Origin of the sequence: Pseudomonas sp. 18175, from assembly GCF_050432925.1 — a bacterium.
In the GTDB taxonomy this organism is placed as follows: Bacteria; Pseudomonadota; Gammaproteobacteria; order Pseudomonadales; family Pseudomonadaceae; genus Aquipseudomonas.
In genome coordinates this window covers 20,048-44,160 of the sequence record NZ_JBKFTO010000018.1, presented here as the reverse complement: position 1 = coordinate 44,160, position 24,113 = coordinate 20,048, and the positions used below count along the sequence as shown (strand labels likewise).

Sequence of the window (24,113 nt, the reverse complement as noted above, 5' to 3'; positions counted from 1 at the left end):
GCTGCGCGACCCAGCGCGGCCCATAACGTTAAACCCGGATACTAAAACGCCGCTCTATAGAGAGCGGCGTTCAAGTTTACTGCAACGGATCAGTCACGCACGTAAATGATTTCCGGACCGTCTTCATCATCCACGTCTTCTTCGTCCCAATCGTCGTCGCCGATGTCATGGACAGACTTCACGCCGCTGCGGCGCAGGGCGCGCTGGTCGTCCAGGGCCTGCAACTGGGCGCGGGCTTCGTCTTCGATCTGCTGATCGAGTTCGGCCAGCTCAGCCTTGAACACCGGGTCGGCCGCCAGGCGGTCGGCGCGGTCTTCGAGGTAGCGCATGATGTCGCGGGTCAGGCGCTCGGTGCCTTCTTTGGCGATGGCCGAGATCACGTAGACCGGGCCTTCCCACTCCAGGCGATCGACGATTTCCTTGACGCGCTCTTCGTGCTCTTCTTCGAGGATCTGGTCGCATTTGTTCAGTACCAACCAGCGATCACGCTCGGCCAAGGCCGGGCTGAACTTGGTCAGTTCGCTCACGATCACTTCGGCGGCGTCCGGTGCACTGGTTTCATCCAGCGGCGCCATGTCGACGAGGTGCAGCAGCAAACGGGTACGGGACAAGTGCTTGAGGAAGCGAATCCCCAGGCCTGCGCCATCGGAAGCACCTTCGATCAGGCCAGGAATGTCGGCGATTACGAAGCTTTTCCAACGGTCCACGCTGACCACGCCCAGGTTTGGCACCAGGGTGGTGAACGGGTAGTCGGCGACTTTCGGCTTGGCGGCCGAGACCGAGCGGATGAAAGTACTTTTACCGGCGTTCGGCAAGCCCAGCAGGCCCACGTCAGCCAGTACTTTCATTTCCAGCTTCAGGTCACGCTGCTCGCCCGGCTTGCCCGGCGTGGTCTGGCGTGGCGCACGGTTGGTACTGGACTTGAATCGGGTGTTACCCAGACCGTGCCAGCCGCCCTGCACAACCATCAGCTTCTGGCCGGCCTTGGTCAGGTCGCCAATCACTTCCTGGGTGGCCGAGTCGATGATGGTGGTGCCGACCGGTACGCGCAGTACCAGGTCTTCACCTTTTTTACCGGTGCAGTCGGTGCTGCCGCCGTTGGAGCCACGCTCGGCATCGAAGTGCCGGGTGTAACGGTAGTCCACCAGGGTGTTGAGGTTTTCGTCGGCCATCATGTAGATGGAACCTCCGTCACCGCCGTCACCGCCGTTGGGGCCACCGTTTTCGATGAATTTTTCGCGACGGAAACTCATGCAACCGTTACCGCCGTCGCCTGCTTTTACTCGGATGGAAACTTCATCAACGAACTTCATAACAAAACGCCTCTCGTCGCATGGACGAGCTTAAGAAACCAAGACATAAGACTCTTGCAAAAATGAGCGCAGCGACCTCAATCAGCGACCGCAAATCCAGCGCCTGAGCCCATCACAAACAGCTTTGCAAGAGACTCACTCCACAAACGAAAAAGCCCCGTCGCAAGACAGGGCTTTTCCAGCGATCTCGCAATTAAGCTGCGACAACGCTCACGTAACGGCGGTTGAACGCGCCTTTTACTTCAAACTTGATCACGCCTTCGATTTTCGCGAAGAGGGTGTGATCTTTACCCATGCCTACACCGTAACCGGCGTGGAATTGGGTGCCGCGCTGACGCACGATGATGTTGCCCGGAATGATTTTCTGGCCGCCATACATCTTGACGCCAAGGCGTTTGGCTTCTGAATCGCGACCGTTACGGGTACTACCACCAGCTTTTTTGTGTGCCATGAGTCAATTCTCCTAGTGAGGAATTAGGCTGAAATTAAGCCTGAATACCGGTGATTTTGATCTCGGTGTACCACTGGCGGTGGCCCATACGCTTCATGTGGTGCTTACGACGACGGAACTTGATGATGCGGACTTTATCGTGACGACCTTGGGAGATCACTTCAGCCACAACGGTAGCGCCAGCAACAACTGGAGCGCCGATGTTCACGTCATCGCCATTGGCGACCAACAGAACGCGATCAAAAGTAACGGATTCGCCAGTAGCGACTTCCAGTTTTTCGATCTTCAGGTATTCACCTGGGGCGACTTTGTATTGCTTGCCACCAGTAACAATTACTGCGTACGACATGGTATTTCTCCGATAATCCTGCTCACCCAGCTCTTTATAAGAAGAGGTATTGGCTGGCATGGCTGCATGGGATGGACGTCCCGAATGCAATTGCGTAAGGCAGGTGCTGCCCAGGAAGTTCAGGGTGCGCGATTGTACGCAAGGCTTTGGCGCGTTGCAAGTGGCCGCCCATCGCGCCTTGACACTGCGGGGTCAGGGTCCTAGCATGCCGCGCAACCCTTCTGGAGCGACTGTCGCTGATGCAACCCCAAGCCTTCTACCGCGCGGTCGCGGACGATTTTAGCGCCGTCGATGGCATCATCAAGAAGCAGCTGACTTCTAAAGTGCCACTGGTCTCCAAAATTGGCGACTACATTACGTCGGCCGGCGGCAAACGTCTGCGTCCTTTATTAGTGTTGCTGTGTGGCAAGGCCCTGGGCCGCGAAGGCGACGACCTGCGCCTGCTGGCCGCCACGATCGAATTCCTGCACACCGCCACCCTGCTGCATGACGACGTGGTCGACATGTCCGGCATGCGCCGTGGCCGCGAGACCGCCAATGCCATGTGGGGCAACGCCCCGAGCGTATTGGTCGGCGATTTCCTGTATTCGCGCTCGTTCGAAATGATGGTCGAACTGGGCTCGATGCCGGTGATGAAGATTCTTTCCCAGGCCACGCGCATCATCGCCGAAGGCGAAGTGTTGCAGCTGTCCAAGGTGCGCGACGCCAGCACCACCGAAGAAACCTATATGGAAGTGATTCGCGGCAAAACCGCGATGCTTTTTGAAGCCTCCACCCACAGCGCCGCCGCGCTGTGTGGCGCCACTGCCGAACAGGCCGAAGCCCTGCGCACCTTTGGCGACCACTTGGGCGTGGCATTCCAACTGGTGGATGACCTGCTCGACTACCGTGGCGACGCCGAAACCCTGGGCAAGAACGTCGGTGACGACCTGGCCGAAGGCAAACCGACCCTGCCGCTGATCTACACCATGCGCGAAGGCACGCCGGAACAGGCTGCCCTGGTGCGCAAGGCGATCCAGAAAGGTGGCATCGAAGACCTGGAAAGCATCCGCGAAGCCGTGGAAGCCTCGGGCTCGCTGGACTACACCGCGCAGTTGGCGCGTGACTATGTAGCCCGTGCAATCAAGTGCCTCGAAGCGCTGCCGGCCAGCGAATACCGGGATGCGCTGGTTGAGCTGAGTGAGTTTGCGGTCGCGCGTACCCACTAACGCAAATCTGCGGCGAGCGGGCTTGTGTGGGAGCGGGCTTGTGTGGGAGCCCGCTCCCACATTTGGTTTGTATTGCCAATTCACCATCCCGCCCCGGCTACAAAACCCTATATAATGTGCGACTTTTAGCCATCCCTGACTCCCAAGGAGCTTTAGTGAGCACGTTGCCACCCTGCCCGAAATGCAATTCCGAGTTCACCTACGAAGACGGCGCCCAGCTGATCTGCCCGGAATGCGCCCATGAATGGTCCGCCAATGGCGAGGCCGAAGTGGCCAGCGATGACGCCGTGAAGAAAGACTCTGTCGGCAACGTGTTGCAGGACGGCGACACTATTACCGTGATCAAGGACCTCAAGGTCAAGGGCACGTCCCTGGTGGTGAAGGTAGGCACCAAGGTCAAGAATATCCGCCTGTGTGACGGCGACCACGATATCGATTGCAAGATCGATGGTATCGGCCCGATGAAACTCAAGTCCGAGTTTGTCCGCAAAGTCTGAACCTGCCGCATCCATCCCGCGCCCGCCGCGGGATGGCGTTTCGCCCTCTCGATTGATCGAACGCAATATCCACACAGAAAAACCCACAAACCGCCAATAGGCACTTGCTATTCTACGAATAAGAATTATTCTCATTGAAACTTATCAAGGAGAACGACCATGACTTATTTGATAGATGCCTGGCTGGATCGCCCACACCCCTACCTTCGGATCCTGCATCGGGAAACCGGGGAAGTCTGTGCGGTGCTGGAGGAAGAAGCGCTAAATGAACTGCAGGATCAGGGCGACCTGGACGTAAACGGCTTGAGTTCGAGTGAACCTGGGGTGTTGAAAGAGGTGGTGCGCAATCTGTTTCTGTTCTGCTATGCCCGAGCGTTGCGCCCGGCCACGGAGTTGAATGGCAAGTTCCATCCATGAGCCCAGCCGTCAAATCTGCGGGTGCGGGCTTTTTGTGGGAGCGGGCTTGCTCGCGAAGGCGGTGGATCAGTCAACTTACTTGTAACTGACATTCCGCTTTCGCGAGCAAGCCCGCTCCCACACAAGCCCAGTACCCGCAGTCATCAACAGGTCTTACAGAACGTCGAGCAGCTCGACGTCAAACACCAGAACGCTGTGCGGCGGGATGCTGCCAACGCCTTGAGCGCCGTAAGCCAGTTCGCTCGGCACGTACAGGCGCCATTTGCTGCCGGCATTCATCAGTTGCAGGGCTTCGGTCCAGCCAGCGATCACGCCGCCAACCGGGAATTCTGCAGGCTGGCCGCGCTCGTAGGAGCTGTCGAACACAGTGCCGTCGATCAGGGTGCCGTGGTAGTGCGTACGCACTTGGTCTTCACGGGTTGGCTTGGCGCCATCACCGGCAGTCAGCACTTCAAATTGCAGGCCCGAAGCCAGGGTGGTGATGCCATCACGCTTGGCGTTTTCAGCCAGGAACGCCAGGCCTTCGCCAGCGGCCGCTTCGGCCTTGGCAGCCGCTTCGGCTTGCATGATTTCACGGATAACCTTGAAGCTGGCCGCCATTTGCTCCTGGTCAACACGGCTTGGCTTACCGGCGAAAGCGTCGGTCAGGCCAGCCAGGATCGCGTCCAGGCTCACGCCAGGCGGCGGGTTGTCGCGCAGTTGGTCGCCCAGTTGACGGCCGATGCCGTAGCTGACGCGGGTTTCGTCGGTGGACAGATTAACTTCGGACATGAGGTGCTCCGCTGTAGGGCAGCACGATTTCCCGCGCCGCCCAAATCGAAAAGGGCCCGCAGACTAGCACACATCACCGCCCCATGATGAGCCCCGCCTTAGCCTACCTATCTACCGCCGCACGCCCGCCATTGCTACTCATGCTGATGACTCATTCATCACCCTGGGACAGTGCCAATGAGTACGCCGAAAAAACCCGTTGCATTACCTACCCTGCAACAGGTCCACAGCCACCTGCTGGAAATCGATCCAACGCTGCGCCCCCACAGCAAGCGCCCCGTCACGTTACCGCCCGAGCGCCTGGCGCTGGAAAAAATCAATGCCACCCTCAACCACGTCAACGGCGTCTACGCAACAAAGGCTCACGCCTTGTATCAAGACCTGACAGACGCCGACCTCGCCCAGGCCAGCGGCCAGCAACTGCTTGAGCGCTTGAGCAGCGAACTTGTCACACAATTGCAGGCCCTGGATGAAGCCAGCACCGTCGACGGCCAAAGCCGCAAAACCTACCTGAGCTTCACCGCCGGGATCAACGCGCTGGAACAGGAAGCCCGCCTCAACGCCAGCGACGCCCTGCTATCCCCGGCTGACCTGTTGATGCTCGACGACTGTTCCCGCGGGCCAAGCTTTCGCCCGGGCATGTACGCGCTGACGTTCGACTACCAAGACCAGCGCGTGGCATTCGCCGGGGCCTTCGTGCTGACGCGCCTGGCCAGCCCCACCGTCAGCAGCCTGACCGACACGGCCGCCGTGGGCCCGGTGCTGTTATTCACCCCTTCCCGCGGCCTGGAGGCATTCGACACACTCCACGACCTGGATCAAGGCCTGCAATCTGCGCTGGCCACAAGCGCCGGGCTGGCCGAGTTCAGCCGCCACCTCCCGACGCGTTATCAACACCTGGAGCCTATCGGCATTTTCCCGCTGGCCTTACAGCCCATTGAGGGCGAGCCGTTGTTCGAACAGGTGTACCAGGCCCAACTCGAAAAACGCGAGCAGGACATCAACCACGCCTTGAGCCTCGCCAAGGCCGGACAGGTCACTGCCATGGCGCTCAAGGTACATCTGGACGCCGCCATCCACGCCGCCCTGCCCGACCTGACCCCGCGCCTGGAATTCAGGGCACAGCGCTTGCTGGAGCGTGATTTATTCAGCAGCCTGCCTCACTGGTACCGCAGCGCCAACACGGCCCAGCGCAAAGCCCTCGACCAGCACTTACGCAGCTACAACCACGCACGCGAAGCATTCATCGAGTTGTTCGGCCCCGCCGCAACGCCCCAGGCGCTGGCCCGGCATCAATGGGCCGAGCAACTGGCTGATGAGCTGGACATCCACGACCTGGACCCGGACCTGCTGACCATCACCACCCGCCGCACCGTCCCCCAGGTCGGCACGTACAGCCAGCAACGTTCGCTGGTAGAGCTGACCCTGCGTGGCCTGCATACCGGCGATAGCGCACCTGGCTCGGCGTTTCTCGAGCACAGCACCTTGAGCTACGCCGGGGCGCCGCTCGGGCAAGCGTATGCCCACCTCACCGTGCCAACCTTACTGACCTTGCTGCAAGACCTGCAGCCGCGCCTGGACTTCGCCAACACCCAAAAAGCCGCCCTGGGTTCCCCCCCAATCAAACGGGCGGCGCGGGATTTTTTTGATCAGCGGCTCGTGGCAATGGCCTATATCGCCAAGCTGCAAGGGCACCTGAACCCCGCCGATTACCAGTTGTTCGAAGACCTGCGGGAACACCCACGCCCACAATTGTGTGCCCAGACCGTGTTGCTCCACGGCGCACAGCTCCACGACCTGTGGCTGCTGCGCGAGGAAGATGCCGACGGCCAGATTAAACGGTTGCTGTTGTGTACACCCGATGCGCCAAATGCCCAGCAGTTCATCGCGTTCAACACACTGCGCGAGTGCCAAAGCCACATCATCGGCTGGACAGATCGCACCGCGCGCATAAAAGGTCGCAGCCTCAGCGATTATCTGCTGGAACAAGTCCCCCTGCGGTTTCGGGCGAAGATGGGGAATTTCCTACGGGACATCAGCCTGCGCCCAGACGCCGCCGAGCATGAAGAAGTGACGTTCGGCAAGCCATGCAACCATACCGATTGCCTGGATGCGATGGCCGCGCATCGGCTGGCGGTGCAACTGGATGATTACGAATTCAGCTCCCCAGCCTGGTACCGCGCGGCCTCGGCGGCCGAGCGCATGCGCCTGGCGAGCCTGGCCGATAACGCCGCTGGCGCGCTGCGCAGCTATGACGCCAGGCCGGATGCCGAGGCGCAGTTCCCATCATTTGAAAGTTACCTGCATGAAAAGGCCAAGCTCAGCCTCAATACGCTACTGGGCCGCCAGCAGAATGACGTCGACCCGGATAGCGTGTTTGCCTACTCGCCCAAACCGCTGATCGGCGCGCCACCGCAGCCGGTGTCCTACACCACCCTGTACCGCGATGGCTACGCAGACGGTATTGGCTTTCTCGACGAAAAATTCTCCGCCGCCGCGACCTTTCGTGGCCCACCCGGTGTTGACCTGAGCCCACTGACCGCGCAAAACGTCGCCCGCTCCGTCACCGGGGTATGGATCGGTCAGCGGTATACCGATGAGGTACGTCGGCGTCTGCAACACAGTGAAAGCCCGGGCTACGACGAGCGACGCAACGCGGTCGTGGCGATCGAGCAATTGCAGATGAAAAACGCCGCACTGGAATCGCGCCTTCAGGGGCATATCGCCAGTGTCGACCTGACGTGGCTCGAACGGGCTATCGATAGCCTGTCCGACAGCGGCACTACAGCGCGCAACACCTATAAAGTTCACCGGTTATCCATCAACGGCGATTGGGTACTTGGCAACTACCTGTTCAGCCACGACAACCACCCCGTGCTGCTCTATACCCCACAAGCGCCGGATGGCATCGGCTTTCGCGAGGCCAGGTTGTTCAATTACCTGCTCAAAAAAGTCGAAGGCATGCCTGCCTACTGGTGCGCGCGGGTGCCGTTGCCGTCTATGGCGCGCATCGGGCTGTTCCTGAAAAACGCCAGCAACGGCTTGCCGGACGACATCAACCGCTCGACCCCAAGCATTGCCCGACATGACAGCACGCAGCACATCACGCCGTTGACCGACCTGCGCCATGAGTTTTACAACATGCGCCTGCAACGCAAGATCGACGACGTACAGGCCACCACGGTCAATCGCACGCAGATGATCACCGGCATCCTTTGGACCTGCATCGAGTGGGTGACCGCCGTGGCCACGATGCCGTTCCCGCTGCTTAGCCTGACCCTGGGCGGGTTGCTGGCATTCAAGGACGCCATGCTTGCCCTCAATGCCTATCACCAGAATGACCAAGGCGGCGCACTGGAGCACTACATTGGCTACCTCACCAACCTCGGCGGTGCGCTGTTATTCGATGTACGCCCGGCCCTCAAGGGCGCCTTCAAATCACTGCGACCGGTTATCCGCAGCAGCTCGCACGTCACAGACAGCGCGCTGATCAGCCAAGTGGATGCACTCAAACCCGAGGGCATGCAGCCTGTGTTGTTCGAAGGACGCCCCCTGTGGACCTCGCACACCCCGGATGCACTGGGCCGCTACTTGCTTTACCGCCACGACCCCCTCACCGATCAATTGCACTCGACTGCGCGGTTGGTCAATCAAACTGCCGAAGGCCAATGGGTACGTACCGGTGTGGCGGGCGGCGGGCGCAAACAATACGAAAAACTGCTGGCCGATGAGAGCAGTACGCTGGAGGCCTTTGACACGGCGCCTGATCAGGCCAAGACCTTCCGCAGCCTGCTAGACCCCCAGTTCAAGCAAAAATTGCAGAGCATGGGGTCTGACTACAGCGGGGCTGCCCAGGGCAATGCCCTGACACAATCGGCCCCCCTGCGCACCGCTTACGTCAAACAGGTTGAACAGCTAACCGAGCGGGCCAATGCCTTCTTCCAGGCTTTACCGGCCCCGGCGCCCAGAGCAGCGCTGCCCTCGTTGGCGACGGATGCGTTGCACGCCGATATTCTCAAGGCCCTGTTCAGTCGTAATAAACGCTTGATCATCGGCGCCGTCGACAACTCCATCGCCAGCAAGCAGTTGTTGATCGAACAATTGCCCGGCCTGGTCGATCAGGGCCTTAAGCGCGTGTATATCGAGAACCTGCCCCGGGACCTGTTTCATCGCAAACTGAAAATCCTCAACAACCAGCTCAGCGGCAACAAGGCCCATGCCCTGCGGCAAGTCGAAGAACACCTCAAGCTTGTGGATCAAGCCCTGGGGCTGGCAGCGGACGCGCCGTTCACTTATCGCAAATTGCTGCTGGAGACCCAGCGGCTGAACGTCGCCATCGACGGCCTCGATGGCAGCGCCTCCTACCATATGGAGCACGTGTTGGCCTTGGGCGATGGCCCACGCTTCATCCCCCGCAGCAGCAAACTGCGTAACTTCTACTCGCACACGGTGATCGAACAAAACCTTAAAAAAGACGCCGACGAAGGCTGGGTAGCGCTGGTGGAGCCCAACCGCCTGGGCACCTACGAACAAGTGGCTGGTTTATCGGACCTGCAAAGCGCCCCGGCCTTGCGTGTGGAAGACGCGGCAGCGGGTCAACGCACCGGCCTCTGGCCCGACACCGCCAGCAGCGCGCAAGCGCGTGGTGATTACACCCTGGCCATGCCAACGGCTCACGCTGCGCTGCAACCGCCGGGGGCCTCAGCACCGTCACCCCAGGCCGCGACGCACTATGCCGAATTCGATATTCCCTACGCCCAGCGTGCCGACATCGACCGCCTGAGAATGGAGCACCGTGGGCTGGATACTCGCTACGGCTCCAGCAGTTCAAGCACGGCGCGGCAAACATTCATCCAGACCCGCCAGCGCTTGCAGGCCAGCGCCAAGGCCTCGCTCGCCGACTTCGCGCCTGCCCAACGAGGCCCCCTTACGGACATCGCCACAGCCACCAACGAACGGGTATTTATTGAGCGGGTGTATGCCCAGAAACTGGGGTTGGTGATAGGTGAAGCGCACTCGGCCCAGTCCAGCAAGCGCCTGTTGATTGAATATATGAAACACCTGAGAAAACAGGGGGTAAAAACCCTGTATATCGAGCACCTGTTCACCGACCTTCACCAAGGCGCGCTGGATACCTTCCATGCCACGTCGCGCATGCCCGCCAATCTGGCAACCTATCTGGCCCAACTGGACCTGGGCCAGATGCCGCTCTACAAAGGGTCTTTTACGTTCACCAATGTACTCAAGGCCGCCAATAAACAAGGGATCCGCATTCGCGCCCTCGATTGCACGGCCAGCTATCACATCAAAGGGCTCGCGGGCATGAACGCACGTGGCGAACTGTTCAGCCACTTCGCCAATGAAGTGATCAAGGCCGACCAACTCGCCCAAGGGCCACACAAATGGGTCGCCTTTGTCGGCAGCACCCACACCGATATGTACCTGGGGGTGCCAGGGCTCGCCCAGTTGCAGGACGCCATCAGCCTGCATGTACGCGACACCGCCCCCGAGCTGGCACGGCCGCCGCACAGTGCCACCTGGCAAGTCGTTGATGAAGGCCAGAGCGCGGCCTTGCGCAGTGACTTCAAGATAGAAATGGCCGTCGCCGGGCGCCCGGTACACCACACGCCACTGCCGCCGAGTCGCAGCCGACTGACGGCGCCTGGGCAGTTCATTATCGAACGCCCCAACGACAGCGAGATCAACCTGGTGCACTTTTCGCGCAGCAATGAAATCGTGACCACGCCAATTCAAATAAATGAACAAGGCCAGTTTTTCGTTGAGCGCTGGGAGCCACTCAAACCGCGACGGTTCTATTACCTGTCCCAACTCACTGAGATGCTCAAAGCCGCTCCTCCCCCTGGCATGGGGATGACGCATCTGACCTGACCAGTCGCTCCCCTGCCCGTTCATCGGGCAGGGGGGCGGTTTTTCATCACCGGTGAAAAAGCCATTTCAGATCTGCGTCGCGCCGCCGATACCCACCTACATACTTTGGCTGGCTCAAACAACAACACCGTCCAGCAGACAAACATCAACTTGCGGAGCATTCGATGAATAGCTGGTTCGGCAACATCAGCGTCAACCTCAAACTGGGCTTGGGCTTTGGCCTGGTGCTGGTCCTCACCTCGATCCTGGCCCTCACCGGCTGGACCAGCCTGGGCGGCCTGATCGATCGCAGTAACTGGATGAGCGACATCACCCAGCTCAACGCGTCGCTGACCAAATTGCGCGTGGCCCGCTTGCAGTACATGCTCGCCAACGGCGACGAAGCCGCCGCGCAGAATGTGCAGACCAACCTTGACGGTTTCATCGCCCAACAGCAAAAACTGCTGAATACGTTCAAGAGCCCGGAAAACCTCAAGCTGCTCAACGAGCAGAAAGCCATCATTACCGCTTACCAGCAGTCCCTGAACAAAATGCGCGAGGCCTACCGTAACGGCAACGCCGCGCGCCAGAGCATGGGCGACAAAGCGGACATCGCCAATGCCCAGATCGACACGCTGGAAACCAGCGTAAAGCAAATGGCCGACAGCCCGCAGTACCTGGCCCAGTTCCAGGCGGTGGCCGACGCCAAGATGCAATTCCAACTGTCGCGCTATGAAGTGCGTGGCTACACCGGCAACGTCAACGCAGACACCGAAGCTCGCGCTGCGGCACAAATCGAAAAAACCATCACCGGTTTGAAAGACCTCAGCGCGGTGTTCGGTGCCAGCCAGCAAAGCGCACTGACCTCGCTGGAGTCGGCCCTGGGTGCCTATCGCACCGCCGTGCAGAACTACAAGGCGGCCAACGCCAACATCGTCACCGCCCGTGCCGAAATGACCGTGCAAGGCAACGATATCGTCAGCATCAGCGACAAGCTCTACGACATCCAGCTTGACCGCCGCGACGTCGAAAGCGCCCAGGCCCGTAGCCTGCAACTGATCAGCACCTTGCTGGCCCTGCTGGTCGGCATCATCGCTGCGCTGGTGATCACCCGTCAGATCACCCGTCCCTTGCAGGAAACCCTGGCGGTGGTGGAACGCATCGCTTCCGGCGATTTGAGCCATAACATCCAGGTCACTCGCCGCGACGAACTGGGCGTGTTGCAACAAGGCATCCAGCGCATGGGCACCACCTTGCGCGAGTTGATCAGCGGGATTCGCGACGGCGTGACCCAGATCGCCAGCGCTGCCGAAGAGTTGTCGGCCGTGACCGAGCAGACCAGCGCCGGCGTGAACAGCCAGAAGATTGAGACCGACCAAGTCGCCACTGCGATGCATGAGATGACCGCCACCGTGCAGGAAGTCGCGCGCAACGCCGAACAAGCCTCCCAAGCCGCGTCCGATGCCGACGGCCAAGCCCGTGAAGGCGACAAGGTCGTGGGCGAAGCGATTGCGCAAATCGAACGCCTGGCCGCCGAGGTGGCACGCTCCACCGATGCCATGGCGCACCTGCAACAAGAGAGCAACAAGATCGGCAGCGTGATGGACGTGATCAAGGCCGTGGCCGAACAAACCAACCTGCTGGCACTCAACGCCGCGATTGAAGCAGCGCGCGCTGGTGAAGCCGGTCGTGGGTTTGCCGTGGTGGCCGACGAAGTGCGCGGCCTGGCCCAGCGCACGCAAAAATCCACCGAGGAAATCGAAGGCCTAGTGGCCGGTTTGCAGAACGGCACCCAGCAAGTGGCCAACGTGATGAACAACAGCCGCAGCCTGACCGACAGCAGTGTGGAGCTGACGCGCAAGGCTGGCGTGTCCCTGGAAAACATCACCCGTACGGTGTCGAATATCCAGTCGATGAACCAGCAGATTGCCGCCGCTGCCGAACAGCAAAGCGCCGTGGCCGAAGAGATCAGCCGCAGCATTGTGAACGTGCGTGATGTGTCGGAACAGACGGCTACGGCCAGTGATGAGACGGCCAAGTCGAGTGTTGAATTGGCGCGCTTGGGTAGCCAGTTGCAGCAGATGGTCAGCCACTTCCGGGTGTAAGAAACATCATTGTGGCGAGGGAGCTTGCTCCCGCTGGGTCGCGCAGCGGCCCCAAAAATCGTGGGCGCGCTTCGCACTGGAGCGCCAGCCCGGTCCAGCGGGAGCAAGCTCCCTCGCCACAAGCCAACACTAAGATTGCAATAAAACCGCCTTAACTAAGGCGGTTTTTTATTGCCTGCGATTTACTCCTCACTCTCCTCAACAAACACCACCCGGTTCCCAAACGGGTCCTTGATGCTCATCTCCCGCGAGCCCCAAGGCGTTTCTTCAACCTCGGGCTTGGCATAACGGTAGTCCTTACCCTGCAATTGCTGCTGGTACGCGTCCACCCCTTGCGCCTGAATCCGCACCGCCGCACCCGGCGAAGCATCCCCATGGTGCTCGGTCAAATGCAGCACGCATTCGCCCAACGACACCTGCAAATACAACGGGAAATTCGCCTCGAAACGGTGTTGCCAATCCACCTTGAACCCCAGGAAGTCGACGTAGAATTCCAACGCTTTGGTCTCGTCGAAAATCCTCAAGATGGGGGTGACTTTTCCTAACGGCATATGACTCTCCAATGCAAAACCGCGTGCTGTTGACGAGCAAGCACCCTACCCCAGGACAGCGCCGCAGAGAAGTGCAGCTCAACCGTGGGGAATCCTGGTAATACGCGCGTGCCCCAATCGGTCATTGGCAACATGAACTTCATCAAACTGATAGGAGTTTTCTGCAAATTCTTTCAAGCGATTTTGGTTGCGCAGGCGTTCGATGGTACCTGGCGCCACGCACTGGCGGTCCTCAACGAACTGAGGGTTCGCCTCGATATTCTCGTTAAAGGACACTGCTGGTACGCCGCGGCTGTCAATTTCGTAGAGATAATAATCGCCGCCGAATTCGCTCTCACCAAATTGCATGGCCGCTTCCTTTGAGCGAGAGGCCACCACAACGTTACCCTCCATCATTTTTTCGGGGCCGGAAAAAAAGTTGGAATCCCTGAAACCGGTCTCGTCCGGACTCTCTCGACGATCCACACGTTCTGCCTTTTCAACCCGGTACAACACGGGAAGATCGGTGCGCTCGATCATGCCTCGACTGTTGAAGTACCCCCCGGCAGGCGGGGTAATGCTGTCCTTGTAGCGATTGATCTTGAGTACGGAGTCATCGTCATAAGGTTCATATTCCCCTGAAGATGTCGCATCCGAAGCCACGGAAGACGGCGACTGTTCATCCTCCGAGTCGTCAACTCTTGTTCTTTTTGCCGCGGGTTCCTCCACCGTCTCATAGCTGGGCTGTACCAACGGACGCTTGGTTCCCGGTAGCAGGTAGACTTCCATGGTCGGGTCCCAAGCGGGATTCAACTTGCCCTCCGACGGCTCCGGCAAACGGGGAGAACGCGTCGGGCTCATCAGTACACCCACCTGCCCGTTTACTCGCTGGTAATTGAAAAAGGGTTTGCTCCCTGCCGTATTGACACCCTCGGCCGACGCCTGCGGCGACGCGCCCTCAGCGGCCGTATCGCCAGGTGCCGCCTTACCCAGGGCATGGAAAAACGCCATGGTTGCAACGTCCGTTACGGCTTGGTGCAAACCACTCTTGCGTTCGGCCTGGGTATCGCCTTCGACAGCCTTGTCGACTTCCATCCCCACCTGCACCCCATACGCTGTAGCACCAATGGCGATACCGATCGGCCCAAGCAAGGCCAAGGGGATGGAAAATACGGCGTTTCCTGCTTGCAACATACCCAGCGCATCCTCCTTGTACACCTCGGTATTGGACTTCATTTCGGTGTCGGCATCGCTATTGATGCGCTGGCGCGTCTGGCTGGCCATAAACGAAAATACGTCGCCGGCGATGGGGTAATTGAGGGTATTGAGATGGCTGTTGTTGGCCGCCATCTCCCCGGTACTGATTTTTTTCAGGGTGCCATCTACGCCATTGGCACTCAGGGGACCAAAAATGCCCTGCTGACGATCTCGCAGCGAAAAATGCTGCTCCAGTGCAAGGGCCTTGGTGGGATCCTTGCTCTGCTGGAGCACCCACTGATCGAGTGCGGCGCTGTCCTTGAACTGTATGAGGGACGGCTTTTCACCAGGGAAGTACAACGTTTCGCCACCGTCCTTCGCGACGAATCGCAAGATATCGTTGGAACGGTAGCCATTGATGTCAAAGGCCAACACCTTGGTACCCGATACTGACGCGGCGGGTACTTGCGCCCCTCGCGCCTGCAACGCAACCTCCGGCGCGGCCGCCCGCATGATGCTGGCGTACGCCTGAGCAGTCAGGCCCTGATCCGGATGCGCCTGGTTTAAGGCCAGAGCGGCGTTGGCTTCCATCACAAACTGCTTTTTAGCCAATGCCTGCCACTGATCGCCATGCTTTGACCAAAAGTCGTCGAGCTTGGCTATCACCTTCGTCTGCAGGTCGGCCTCACGCACCATGCTCAACAACTCGCTGGGCTTCATGCGCAGTTGGTTCTCGGCGTTATAAACACCCTTCTGAGGGCCATCCAGGTAGAGCCCGTAGACTGAATCCAGGTCACGCCACGTCTCCTTGGCATTGGGTACGTCGTCATGGATTTTCGAATAGATGTAACCCGGTCCGGTGCGATCAAACACGAAAAGACCAAGGCGCTTGAAAAAATCAGAAACGCTGTCGCTATCAAACAGCGAGAACGGACTGGTATTGGAACCGACGAAATGCGCTACCGCCTGGGCCTTGCCTGCGGTGCCATAGCGTTCCGCCGAGAAAAAATCACTGGTAACGGCCTCGGTGAGGGTCATGGATTTCTCGGGGACGCCACGGTGCTCCCAGCCCGTCGAGGAGCCGCCGGTCTTTACACTGTTGGCCGCTGAAAATTGATGCAGGTAAACCTTGTCCGGATCAATCCACTGATTGGTCAAGTTCCAGACTTTTTCCTGGATCCAGCCTTTGACCGTATCGCGGGGAAAAGGGAAAGTCGCTATGGCAGTTGCCCCCGTTTCTTTAGCGATCCCCCCAGGCTGTTTAGTGAGCGACGGGGCAATGACCTTGAAACGGTGGAAGGTAAAAGGCTCAGTTTGCATACAGGTTCTCCCGAAAAAGACCTGCCCAGTCTAGGGAGAACCGCCTACCTCAAAATCGCCTTTTTGTAAGGGCTGATTGTTCATATTTCGACAACACCGAAGGATAAACGCACTCGCATCAAGTGCTGGCCGGCGGGGTGAAACCGCCGCGCAGATCGCCGCTACGCGCCAGGAAATGCCCAGGTCGTTGACCATTCGCATGCCCCTCCAGGTAAGCCAATACACCATTGACCCACACCCCATCGATGCCTTCCGCCGCCCGCTGCGGCGCCTTGAAATCAGCTAAGTCCCGCACCCGCAACGGATCGAACAACACCAGGTCAGCCCAGTGTCCTTCGCGTATTTCGCCACGTTCCGACAAGCCAAACCGCGCCGCCGACAACCCCGTCATCTTGTGCACTGCCGTGTGCAGCGGGAACAACCCCACGTCCCGACTGAAATGCCCCAGCACCCGTGGAAACGCGCCCCACAAACGTGGATGGGGGAATGGGTCTTCCGGCAACCCATCCGAACCGACCATCGACAATGGGTGCGCCAGGATACGGCGTACATCCGTTTCATCCATTCCGTAATACACCGCCCCCGCCGGTTGCAGGCGGCGTGCGGCGTCCATCAATGAAACGCCCCATTCGGCGGCGATGTCTTGCAAGTCGCGTCCGCCCATGTCCGGGTGCGGCGTCGACCAGGTGATGGTGATACGAAACGCATCAGTGACCTGCTTAAGATCCAAGGTCGAAGAACTGGCCGCATACGGGTAACAATCACACCCCACCGGATGGGTTTTCGCCGCCAATTCCAGCGATGCCAACAGCTGCGGACTACGCCCCCAGTTACCCGCCCCGGCGCACTTGAGGTGGGAAATGATCACCGGCACCTTGGCGTGCCGACCGATCAGGAAAGCCTCGTCCATCGCCTCCAGCACCGGCTCGAATTCGCTGCGCAGATGGGTGGTGTACACCGCACCGAACGCTGTGAGTTCTTCACTCAGTTGCAACACTTCATCGGTCTCGGCGTTGAACGCGCTGGCGTAGGCCAGGCCTGTGGATAAACCAAGGGCGCCCTCTTCGAGGCTCGCTTGCAGTTGCACACGCATGGCGGCGATTTCGTCCGGCGTGGCGGTGCGGTGCAGGTCGTCCATATGGTTACTGCGCAGCGCCGTGTGGCCTATCAACGCGGCGACGTTGACGGCTGGATGTGCGTTTTCGACAGCGTTGCGATAGTCGCTGAAACGCGGATAAACAAACGCCTCGCGTGCACCCAACAGGTTCATCGGGTCTGGCGGATCACTGCGCAAACTGACCGGTGACGCGCTGATGCCGCAGTTGCCGACAATCACCGTGGTCACGCCCTGGCTGAGTTTGGGCAACATCTGTGGGTGACGGATCACTACCGTGTCGTCATGGGTGTGCACGTCGATAAAACCCGGCGCCAATACGCGGCCCTTGGCGTCGACTTCATGCACAGCCGTTGCCGCCGACAAATCACCGATTGTTTCGATGCGCCCGTCGCGCAGCCCCACATCGGCGAGATAACCGGGCGTGTTGCTGCCATCAATGATCAGCGCCTGGCGAATCAACGTGTCGTATTTCATATCAGTCTCCAAGCGGCAGGCTGTCAGGGCCGCCGCGATATTCGTCCAGAGCCAGCTTGATCCGGCGTAGGCGTTCCTGGTTGTCGTCTGGCATGACCAGCGCCAGCTCGGTGGCGAGCAGGTCGATGGCCAGCAACATGCCGTAGCGCGCCGCCGTAGGTTTGTAGATAAAACTGGTTTCGGCCGGCTGCAGAGGCAGCACTACGTCGGCCAATTGGGCCAGGGGGGATTTGGCCAGGGTGATGGCGACAACGCGCGCGTCGTAGTTGCGCGCCAGGGTCACCACGTCCAGCAGTTCCGGAGTAAGGCCCGTCAGAGAACAGACGATCAACACATGCTCGGGGCCCAATGTGGCGGCCGTGACACGCATCATCACAGGGTCATGGCAGGCGGCAATCGGGTAACCCAGACGCACTAGGCGCACCTGCAACTCATCGCTGCACAGGCTCGACGGGCCGCCCATGCCGAAGGCGTGGATCATCCGCGCCTTGCTCAGCAGGCTTACCGCGTCGGCAAAACTCGCCTGGTTGAAACCCGACAGGTGCTGTCGCAACGTGGCCTCGATATCGCCGAGGATCTGCCGGTGAAACGCCGACTGTTCAGGCAACCCCGCCGGGTCCAGGAAACGACTACCCACCCCACTGGCCTGGGCCAATTGCAAGCGCAAATCACGCAGGTCTCGACACCCGACGCTGCGGGCAAACCGCGACAGCGTGGCCGTACTGACCTCGGCGCGTTGGGACAATTCTTCCAGGCTGGCCGAGGCAGCGAAGCCCACGTCATCGAGCATCAGTTGGGCGATACGCCCTTCTCCGGCACTGAACGAAGCTTGGCGGGCGCGGATCTGGTAGAGGATGTCCATGGGCTCTCCGGTTACAAAATGCAGGACAGACCGTACGTCAGAGCAAAGGCGACCACTGAAATGAGGGTCTCCAGCACGGTCCAGGTTTTGAAGGTCTGGATCACCGTCATATTGAAGTATTCCTTGATCAGCCAGAAGCCGCCGTCGTTGACGTGGGAAAAGATCACCGAACCTGCGCCGGTAGCCAGCACCAGCAACTCAGGGTGTGGATAACCCAGGCCCAGGGCCACGGGCGCGACCACGCCGGACGCGGTGGTCATGGCCACCGTCGCCGAACCCGTGGCGATGCGCATCAACGCGGCGAACAGCCAGCCCATCACCAGCGGCGACAGGTGGAAGGCATGGGCCAGGCCAAGGATTTCATTGGTGACGCCGGCATCCACGAGGATGCGGTTCAAGCCACCGCCTGCGCCCACCAGCAAGGTGATGCTCGCTGTCGGCGCCAGGCATTCGTTGGTGAACTTGAGGATCGACTCGCGGTTGAAGCCTTGGGCGATCCCCAAGGTCCAGAAGCTCACCAGGGTCGCCACCAGCAGCGCAATCACCGAGTTACCGATAAACAACAGGAACTGGTTGAAACCGCTGCCCGGCGTGGAAATCACATTGGCCCAACCGCCGATCATCATCAGCACCACCGGCAACAGAATGGTGCCCATGGTCAGGGCAAAACTCGGTAACTGGGTGCGTGGTTCGCGCTCGATAAACTGGCGCTCCAGCGGGTTTTCCGCCGGCAGGTGAATACGCGGCACGATGTATTTGGCGTACACCGGGCCGGCGATGATCGCCGTGGGAATGCCGATCAAAATCGCATACAGCACGGTCTGCCCCACCGACGCGTTGTACGCCAGTACCGCCATCATCGCTGCCGGGTGCGGCGGCACCAGCGCGTGCACCACCGACAAACCGGCGACCATGGGCAAGCCGACCATCAGGATCGACACGCCCACCCGTCGCGCCACGGTAAAGGCAATCGGCACCAGCAAGACAAAACCCACCTCGAAAAACAGCGGCAGGCCCACCAGGAACGCGATGCACACCATGGCCCAATGCGCATTGCGCTCGCCGAAGCGGTTGATCAGCGTGCGTGCCACCTGCTCGGCGCCGCCAGACTCGGCCATCATCTTGCCAAGCATGGTGCCCAGTGCCACCACCAGGGCGATATGCCCCAGAGTCTTGCCGACGCCCGCCTCATACGAGCTCATGATGGTATCCGCCGGCATCCCGGCCGTCAGCGCCAGGCCGATGGACACCAGGGTGATCACGATGAACGGGTTGAGTCGGTAACGTGCAATCAGCACGATCAAAGCGATGATGGCAATGGCAGCGTATGCCAATAGCCCGAAGCCCAGTGATGCGGCCATGCGGTACTCCTCGGAAAGGGTCACGTCGAATTGGTTGTGAAACTCATAAATCATTCCTGAGGAGTATTTTCAATTTTTATGAAAGTAAGTTTCGCCCACAGACAAGCGCTGTCGCGTTGGGATATGCCCGACGGCCATGCATGAAAATTCGGAGGGTGTTCTTACATGAAGATCAGAGGATGTCGGAAACTCAACGGCCGCCATCCAGTCTTAAAATGCGCATCCACTCACGCCCAGGAAACCGACCATGATTCGCACCTCCCTTGCCGCTGGCGCTCTGCTTCTTGCCTTATGCGGCACCGCCTCAGCGGCCGATAACGCGGCGCTGACAAAATGCATGAACACCGCCAACACCACCGCCGACATGGTCAATTGCAATGCCAATGAAACCAAGGTGCAGGACAAGCGCCTGAACACGGCCTACAAGACCGCCCTCGCCGCCCAGGACGGCGCGCGCAAACAGCAACTGCAAGACGTGCAGCGCCTGTGGATAAAGTACCGTGACGCCAATTGCGCCTTCGCGGGCAGTGCAACCGGCGGCAGCATCGACCGGGTCAATGGCTCCGGTTGCGTACTGGACATGACCCAGACCCGCGCCCAGGAACTGGAAGACCTGGTTGGGCCGTGATCTGTAGGAGCGAGCTTGCTCGCGAAAAATCCGAATGCGCGCGTACACGCAGAATGCCCGCGTTATCGTTGACGATTTTCGCGGGCAAGCCCGCTCCTACAAGGTTATTCGTGGTGAACCTTGGCGCGCTTGAGCAGCTTCTTGCAGCGCTCCGACAAGTGCAGCACCCGCAGATGCTTGCCGGCCTTGGCATAGCGCTCGCGCAGGGTCATCAGCGCCGCAATCGCTGAATAATCGACAAAGCTCAGGTGACGGCAATCCAGCGTCACCTGAGCCGGGTCATTGGCCGGGTCGAACTGGTTCAGAAACGGCGCAGTCGAGGCGAAGAACAACGTACCGTGCAGGCGATACAGCTTGCTGCCATCCGCTTCCAAGTGCTCATCGGCGTACAACTCACGCGCCTGTTGCCAGGCAAAGTTCAGCGCCGCAATCACAATCCCGCACAACACCGCCGTAGCCAGGTCGGTAAACACGGTGATCACCGTCACCGCGATAATCACCAGCACATCGTTGAGGGGCACCTTGTTGATCACCCGCAAGGAGGCCCAGGCGAACGTCTGCTGGGACACCACGAACATCACCCCCACCAGCGCCGCCAGCGGAATACGCTCGATAAACGGCGACAGAAACAGGATGAACAACAGGATCATCACCCCGGCAAACACCCCGGAGAAACGCCCGCGCCCGCCGGAGCTCAGGTTGATGACGGTTTGCCCGATCATCGCGCAACCACCCATGCCGCCGAACACACCCGAGACCATGTTTGCCGCGCCCAGGGCCACGCTTTCGCGGTCGGGGTAGCCACGGGTCTCGGTGATTTCGTCGGTAAGGTTGAGGGTGAGCAGGGTTTCCAGCAGGCCGACCATGGCCATCAGAAACGCATACGGCGCGATGATGCCGAGGGTTTCCAGGGTCCAGGGGATTTGTGGCAGCGCGAACGTCGGCAAACCGCCAGCGATGTGGGCCATGTCGCCCAAGGTGCGAGTAGGCAGGCCCAACAGGTACACCGCCAGGCCCACGCCAAGGATCGCCACCAGTGCCGGTGGCACGGCGCGGGTGAGGCGCGGCAGCAGGTAGACGATAGCCATGGTCACCAGCACCAGGGCGATCATCACGTACAACGGCGTGCCGCTGAGCCAGTGCTCACCGCTTTTGAAGTGCTCCAGTTGCGCCAGCGCGATGATGATCGCCAAGCCGTTGACGAACCCCAGCATCACCGGGTGCGGCACCATGCGCACCAGCTTGCCCAGGCGCAGCAGGCCGAAGGCAATCATGATCAACCCGCCCAGCAGCACCGTGGCCAGCAAGTACTCGACGCCGTGTTGCACCACCAGCGCGACGATCACCACTGCCATCGAGCCCGCCGCACCCGAGACCATGCCCGGCCGGCCGCCGAACAACGCGGTGAGGGTGCAGATGATAAAGGCGCCGTAGAGCCCCATCAGCGGGTTGAGGTGGGCCACCAGGGCAAAGGCGATGCATTCGGGCAGCAACGCAAACGACGTGGTGAGGCCAGCCAGGGCATCGGCGCGCAGACGGGTGAGGTTCATGAGGTACCAGGGTAATGCGGGGGATAAGGCGGGGGATGGTACGGAATTGAGGAGGTTGGGGCTAGTCTGGGGGACCGAGTCGCGCCTTTCGCAGGCAAGCCAGCTCCCACATTTCGATTTGTGAATACATTCAAATGTGGGAGCTGGCTTGCCTGCGATGAAGGCCACTCGGTCTCAAGCGAACATCAAACCATCTCGCGGCGAATCCACTCGACTACCGATGTGCGCTGCGGCGCCCATCCCAACAACTCTCGGGCATGCTTACCGCGCACCCGGCTATTGGAACCCAAACCATAGTTGGCCATCTCATAACCCCACTCAGCCTCAGCTTCGGCTAAAGGCCAATCTTGCGGTTGACCCAGGTTCAAGGCTTCGGCAATCGCCGTGGTCATGTCGATAAACGCCGCTTCACTGCTTTCGACAAAGTAGAACGTGCCCGGCACGTTCTTCTCAAGCGCCAACAGATACAACGCCACCACATCCTCAATATGCACGTTGGACCAGATGTTCTGCCCCGTCCCCACATGTCGCACCACGCCACTTTTGCGCGCCTGTTTGAGCAAGCGCGGCAATTGCACGCTGTCACGTTTCACGCCCAGGCTGTGGCCGTAGATCAGGGTGTTGCAGATCACTGCCGAATTCACGCCGTCGTTGGCGGCGGCGAGGATCAGGTTGTCGATCGCCACGCGGGCGGCTTTGTCGACGGTGGGTTCCGGCAGGTTATCTTCAAAATAGATAACGTCGCTGGATTTACCGCCCGACGCATCCCCCACGATGCTCGAACCGCTGGTGTGCAGGAACGGCTTGTTCGAGCCTTTCAGCGCCGCCAGCAAGGTTTCCACTGCCGCACGATGGTCGCTGCTGGCGGCGTTGATCACGGCATCGGCCTTTTGCGCTTGCTCGGTCAGTACAGCAGCGTCGTCCAGGGTGCCAATCACCGGGGTGATCCCGAGGGCGGTCATTTCAGCGGCTTGCTCGGTGCTGCGCACCAGACCGGTCACGCTGTGGCCAGCCTGGACCAGGCCGGTGGCAATGGAACCGCCGATAAAACCTGCAGCGCCGGTAACGAATACGTTCATGGAGGGCTCTCCTGAGTGGGTAAGTGATGGCTCCAGTATCAAGGCCACCTCCCTGACGAATAAGCCCCTGGCGCCCAATTCACTCTTGCGCGAGGGTCACGAATCAGCAGGCATACCGCGCCAGCTTGGCCTGGATAAAGTCCAGGAAGCACTGGATGCGCAACGCCAACTGCGAGTTGCGATAAAACACCGCGTGGATCGGCTGGCGATAACCGCTGTTGAACCCTTCCAGCACCGGCACCAGGCGGCCGGCATCGATGTCGTCGATGGTCATGAAGTTCGACAGGCAGCAAATGCCCTGCCCTTCCAGCGCCAACTGACGCACGGTTTCACCGCTGGACGCAGAAACACTCGGCTGGATCAGCCAACGGTCACCTTCCACATGCCGCAGCGGCCAGTGGTTGAGGGTTTCAGTTTGGCTAAAGCCGAGCAAAGTGTGATCGGCCAACTCGGCCACCGTGGTCGGCGCGCCGAATTGTTCGATGTACGCAGGGCTGGCGAGGATATGCAGCGGCGTGCAGCCCAGGGAGCGAGCATGCAAGGTGGAGTCGGCGAGCACACCGATGCGGATCGCAATATCGGTGCTCTGCTCCAGCAGGTCGATGATCAAGTCATCGCTGTTCAGCTCCAGCTGGATCTCTGGGTACAAGCGACGAAACTCAGCAATGTACGGCACGATCCCATGCAGCATGAACGGCACAGCCGCGTTGATACGCAGCCGCCCCGCCGGTTTTTTCTGGCGTGACGACAGGCGTTCTTCCAACTCTTCCATCTGCGCCAAGATCACCTTGGCCTGTTCGAAGAAGTACTTGCCCTCTTCGGTCAGGTCCATGCGCCGCGTGGTGCGGTTGATCAGCGTGGTGTCGAGCTTGGCTTCCAGGCGCGACAAGGTGCGGCTGACTGCCGAGGGCGTCTGCCCAACCTGCTCGGCCGCGGCGGAAATCGAGCCGCACTCGATCACGCTGACGAAGATTTGTAGCTCGTCGGATCGGGCTTTCACAGGCGCTCCTCGTTAT

Annotated in this window: 18 protein-coding genes and 1 pseudogene; 7 read left to right on the top strand and 12 right to left on the bottom strand. The window is 60.0% G+C overall.

The genetic code is table 11. The annotated features are described in order from the left end of the window. Positions 1-89 precede the first annotated feature (89 nt). The 3 genes from cgtA to rplU all read right to left on the bottom strand — a co-directional run bounded on the left by cgtA (position 90) and on the right by rplU (position 2,113). On the bottom strand, positions 90-1,313 hold the full coding sequence (gene cgtA, locus ACLD1Y_RS22300) for an Obg family GTPase CgtA (RefSeq protein WP_101272965.1): 1,224 nt from the start codon (positions 1,311-1,313) through the stop codon (positions 90-92). 193 nt (positions 1,314-1,506) lie between these two features. Beyond that, entirely contained in the window at positions 1,507-1,764 is a 258-nt protein-coding gene (gene rpmA / locus ACLD1Y_RS22295) for a 50S ribosomal protein L27 (RefSeq protein ID WP_003176049.1), read from the bottom strand. A 34-nt stretch (positions 1,765-1,798) separates the two neighbouring features. Then, positions 1,799-2,113, bottom strand: a complete 315-nt coding sequence (gene rplU, locus ACLD1Y_RS22290) for a 50S ribosomal protein L21 (protein WP_007950961.1) — start codon at positions 2,111-2,113, stop codon at positions 1,799-1,801. A 239-nt stretch (positions 2,114-2,352) separates the two neighbouring features. Between rplU and ACLD1Y_RS22285 the strand changes: the two genes are divergently transcribed. From ACLD1Y_RS22285 to ACLD1Y_RS22275, 3 genes are all read left to right on the top strand, one after another. Next, a complete protein-coding gene (locus ACLD1Y_RS22285) occupies positions 2,353-3,321 on the top strand; it encodes a polyprenyl synthetase family protein (RefSeq protein ID WP_017735023.1) in 969 nt (322 codons plus the stop codon). Between the two features lie 155 nt (positions 3,322-3,476). Then, a complete protein-coding gene (locus tag ACLD1Y_RS22280; RefSeq protein ID WP_429479965.1) occupies positions 3,477-3,818 on the top strand; it encodes a zinc ribbon domain-containing protein YjdM in 342 nt (113 codons plus the stop codon). A 159-nt stretch (positions 3,819-3,977) separates the two neighbouring features. Further along, a complete protein-coding gene (locus ACLD1Y_RS22275; protein WP_003194088.1) occupies positions 3,978-4,235 on the top strand; it encodes a PA4570 family protein in 258 nt (85 codons plus the stop codon). A gap of 153 nt (positions 4,236-4,388) precedes the next feature. Here the strand turns inward: ACLD1Y_RS22275 and ACLD1Y_RS22270 are convergent, their stop codons facing one another. After that, positions 4,389-5,006, bottom strand: coding sequence for an FKBP-type peptidyl-prolyl cis-trans isomerase (locus ACLD1Y_RS22270; protein ID WP_017477811.1), 618 nt, complete (start codon positions 5,004-5,006; stop codon positions 4,389-4,391). 177 nt (positions 5,007-5,183) lie between these two features. Between ACLD1Y_RS22270 and ACLD1Y_RS22265 the strand changes: the two genes are divergently transcribed. From ACLD1Y_RS22265 to ACLD1Y_RS22255, 3 genes and pseudogenes are all read left to right on the top strand, one after another. Further along, positions 5,184-10,895 carry a membrane-targeted effector domain-containing toxin gene (locus ACLD1Y_RS22265; protein ID WP_429479964.1) on the top strand — a complete coding sequence of 1,904 codons (5,712 nt, stop codon included), beginning with the start codon at positions 5,184-5,186 and terminating at the stop codon, positions 10,893-10,895. A gap of 164 nt (positions 10,896-11,059) precedes the next feature. Continuing rightward, positions 11,060-12,076 (top strand): annotated as a pseudogene (locus tag ACLD1Y_RS22260) (methyl-accepting chemotaxis protein); the annotation flags it as partial. A 39-nt stretch (positions 12,077-12,115) separates the two neighbouring features. After that, positions 12,116-12,979, top strand: coding sequence for a methyl-accepting chemotaxis protein (locus ACLD1Y_RS22255; RefSeq protein WP_429480038.1), 864 nt, complete (start codon positions 12,116-12,118; stop codon positions 12,977-12,979). Positions 12,980-13,161: 182 nt separating this feature from the next. Here the strand turns inward: ACLD1Y_RS22255 and ACLD1Y_RS22250 are convergent, their stop codons facing one another. The 5 genes from ACLD1Y_RS22250 to ACLD1Y_RS22230 all read right to left on the bottom strand — a co-directional run bounded on the left by ACLD1Y_RS22250 (position 13,162) and on the right by ACLD1Y_RS22230 (position 19,840). Then, positions 13,162-13,530 (bottom strand): glyoxalase superfamily protein, encoded by a 369-nt coding sequence (locus tag ACLD1Y_RS22250; protein WP_429479963.1) that lies wholly within the window; start codon positions 13,528-13,530, stop codon positions 13,162-13,164. 78 nt (positions 13,531-13,608) lie between these two features. Beyond that, positions 13,609-16,026, bottom strand: a complete 2,418-nt coding sequence (locus ACLD1Y_RS22245; protein ID WP_429479962.1) for a dermonecrotic toxin domain-containing protein — start codon at positions 16,024-16,026, stop codon at positions 13,609-13,611. 118 nt (positions 16,027-16,144) lie between these two features. Continuing rightward, on the bottom strand, positions 16,145-17,617 hold the full coding sequence (locus ACLD1Y_RS22240) for an N-acyl-D-amino-acid deacylase family protein (protein WP_429479961.1): 1,473 nt from the start codon (positions 17,615-17,617) through the stop codon (positions 16,145-16,147). A gap of 1 nt (position 17,618) precedes the next feature. After that, entirely contained in the window at positions 17,619-18,479 is an 861-nt protein-coding gene (locus ACLD1Y_RS22235; protein ID WP_429479960.1) for a MurR/RpiR family transcriptional regulator, read from the bottom strand. Between the two features lie 11 nt (positions 18,480-18,490). Continuing rightward, a complete protein-coding gene (locus ACLD1Y_RS22230) occupies positions 18,491-19,840 on the bottom strand; it encodes a gluconate:H+ symporter (RefSeq protein ID WP_429479959.1) in 1,350 nt (449 codons plus the stop codon). Positions 19,841-20,087: 247 nt separating this feature from the next. Here ACLD1Y_RS22230 and ACLD1Y_RS22225 point away from each other — a divergent pair, with 247 nt between their 5' ends. Then, positions 20,088-20,468, top strand: coding sequence for a lysozyme inhibitor LprI family protein (locus ACLD1Y_RS22225; RefSeq protein WP_429479958.1), 381 nt, complete (start codon positions 20,088-20,090; stop codon positions 20,466-20,468). 104 nt (positions 20,469-20,572) lie between these two features. Here ACLD1Y_RS22225 and ACLD1Y_RS22220 read toward each other — a convergent pair whose 3' ends face one another. From ACLD1Y_RS22220 to ACLD1Y_RS22210, 3 genes are all read right to left on the bottom strand, one after another. Then, on the bottom strand, positions 20,573-22,018 hold the full coding sequence (locus ACLD1Y_RS22220) for a SulP family inorganic anion transporter (RefSeq protein WP_429479957.1): 1,446 nt from the start codon (positions 22,016-22,018) through the stop codon (positions 20,573-20,575). Positions 22,019-22,203: 185 nt separating this feature from the next. Then, on the bottom strand, positions 22,204-23,097 hold the full coding sequence (locus ACLD1Y_RS22215; protein WP_429479956.1) for an NAD-dependent epimerase/dehydratase family protein: 894 nt from the start codon (positions 23,095-23,097) through the stop codon (positions 22,204-22,206). 103 nt (positions 23,098-23,200) lie between these two features. Next, positions 23,201-24,097 carry a LysR substrate-binding domain-containing protein gene (locus tag ACLD1Y_RS22210; protein ID WP_429479955.1) on the bottom strand — a complete coding sequence of 299 codons (897 nt, stop codon included), beginning with the start codon at positions 24,095-24,097 and terminating at the stop codon, positions 23,201-23,203. Positions 24,098-24,113: the final 16 nt, after the last annotated feature.

Coding starts and splice junctions, on each gene's coding strand:
- cgtA (WP_101272965.1), bottom strand. CDS start 1,313: ATGAAGTTCGTTGATGAAGTTTCCATCCGAGTAAAAGCAGGCGACGGC.
- rpmA (WP_003176049.1), bottom strand. CDS start 1,764: ATGGCACACAAAAAAGCTGGTGGTAGTACCCGTAACGGTCGCGATTCA.
- rplU (WP_007950961.1), bottom strand. CDS start 2,113: ATGTCGTACGCAGTAATTGTTACTGGTGGCAAGCAATACAAAGTCGCC.
- ACLD1Y_RS22285 (WP_017735023.1), top strand. CDS start 2,353: ATGCAACCCCAAGCCTTCTACCGCGCGGTCGCGGACGATTTTAGCGCC.
- ACLD1Y_RS22275 (WP_003194088.1), top strand. CDS start 3,978: ATGACTTATTTGATAGATGCCTGGCTGGATCGCCCACACCCCTACCTT.
- ACLD1Y_RS22270 (WP_017477811.1), bottom strand. CDS start 5,006: ATGTCCGAAGTTAATCTGTCCACCGACGAAACCCGCGTCAGCTACGGC.
- ACLD1Y_RS22265 (WP_429479964.1), top strand. CDS start 5,184: ATGAGTACGCCGAAAAAACCCGTTGCATTACCTACCCTGCAACAGGTC.
- ACLD1Y_RS22255 (WP_429480038.1), top strand. CDS start 12,116: ATGGGCACCACCTTGCGCGAGTTGATCAGCGGGATTCGCGACGGCGTG.
- ACLD1Y_RS22250 (WP_429479963.1), bottom strand. CDS start 13,530: ATGCCGTTAGGAAAAGTCACCCCCATCTTGAGGATTTTCGACGAGACC.
- ACLD1Y_RS22245 (WP_429479962.1), bottom strand. CDS start 16,026: ATGCAAACTGAGCCTTTTACCTTCCACCGTTTCAAGGTCATTGCCCCG.
- ACLD1Y_RS22240 (WP_429479961.1), bottom strand. CDS start 17,617: ATGAAATACGACACGTTGATTCGCCAGGCGCTGATCATTGATGGCAGC.
- ACLD1Y_RS22235 (WP_429479960.1), bottom strand. CDS start 18,479: ATGGACATCCTCTACCAGATCCGCGCCCGCCAAGCTTCGTTCAGTGCC.
- ACLD1Y_RS22230 (WP_429479959.1), bottom strand. CDS start 19,840: ATGGCCGCATCACTGGGCTTCGGGCTATTGGCATACGCTGCCATTGCC.
- ACLD1Y_RS22225 (WP_429479958.1), top strand. CDS start 20,088: ATGATTCGCACCTCCCTTGCCGCTGGCGCTCTGCTTCTTGCCTTATGC.
- ACLD1Y_RS22220 (WP_429479957.1), bottom strand. CDS start 22,018: ATGAACCTCACCCGTCTGCGCGCCGATGCCCTGGCTGGCCTCACCACG.
- ACLD1Y_RS22215 (WP_429479956.1), bottom strand. CDS start 23,097: ATGAACGTATTCGTTACCGGCGCTGCAGGTTTTATCGGCGGTTCCATT.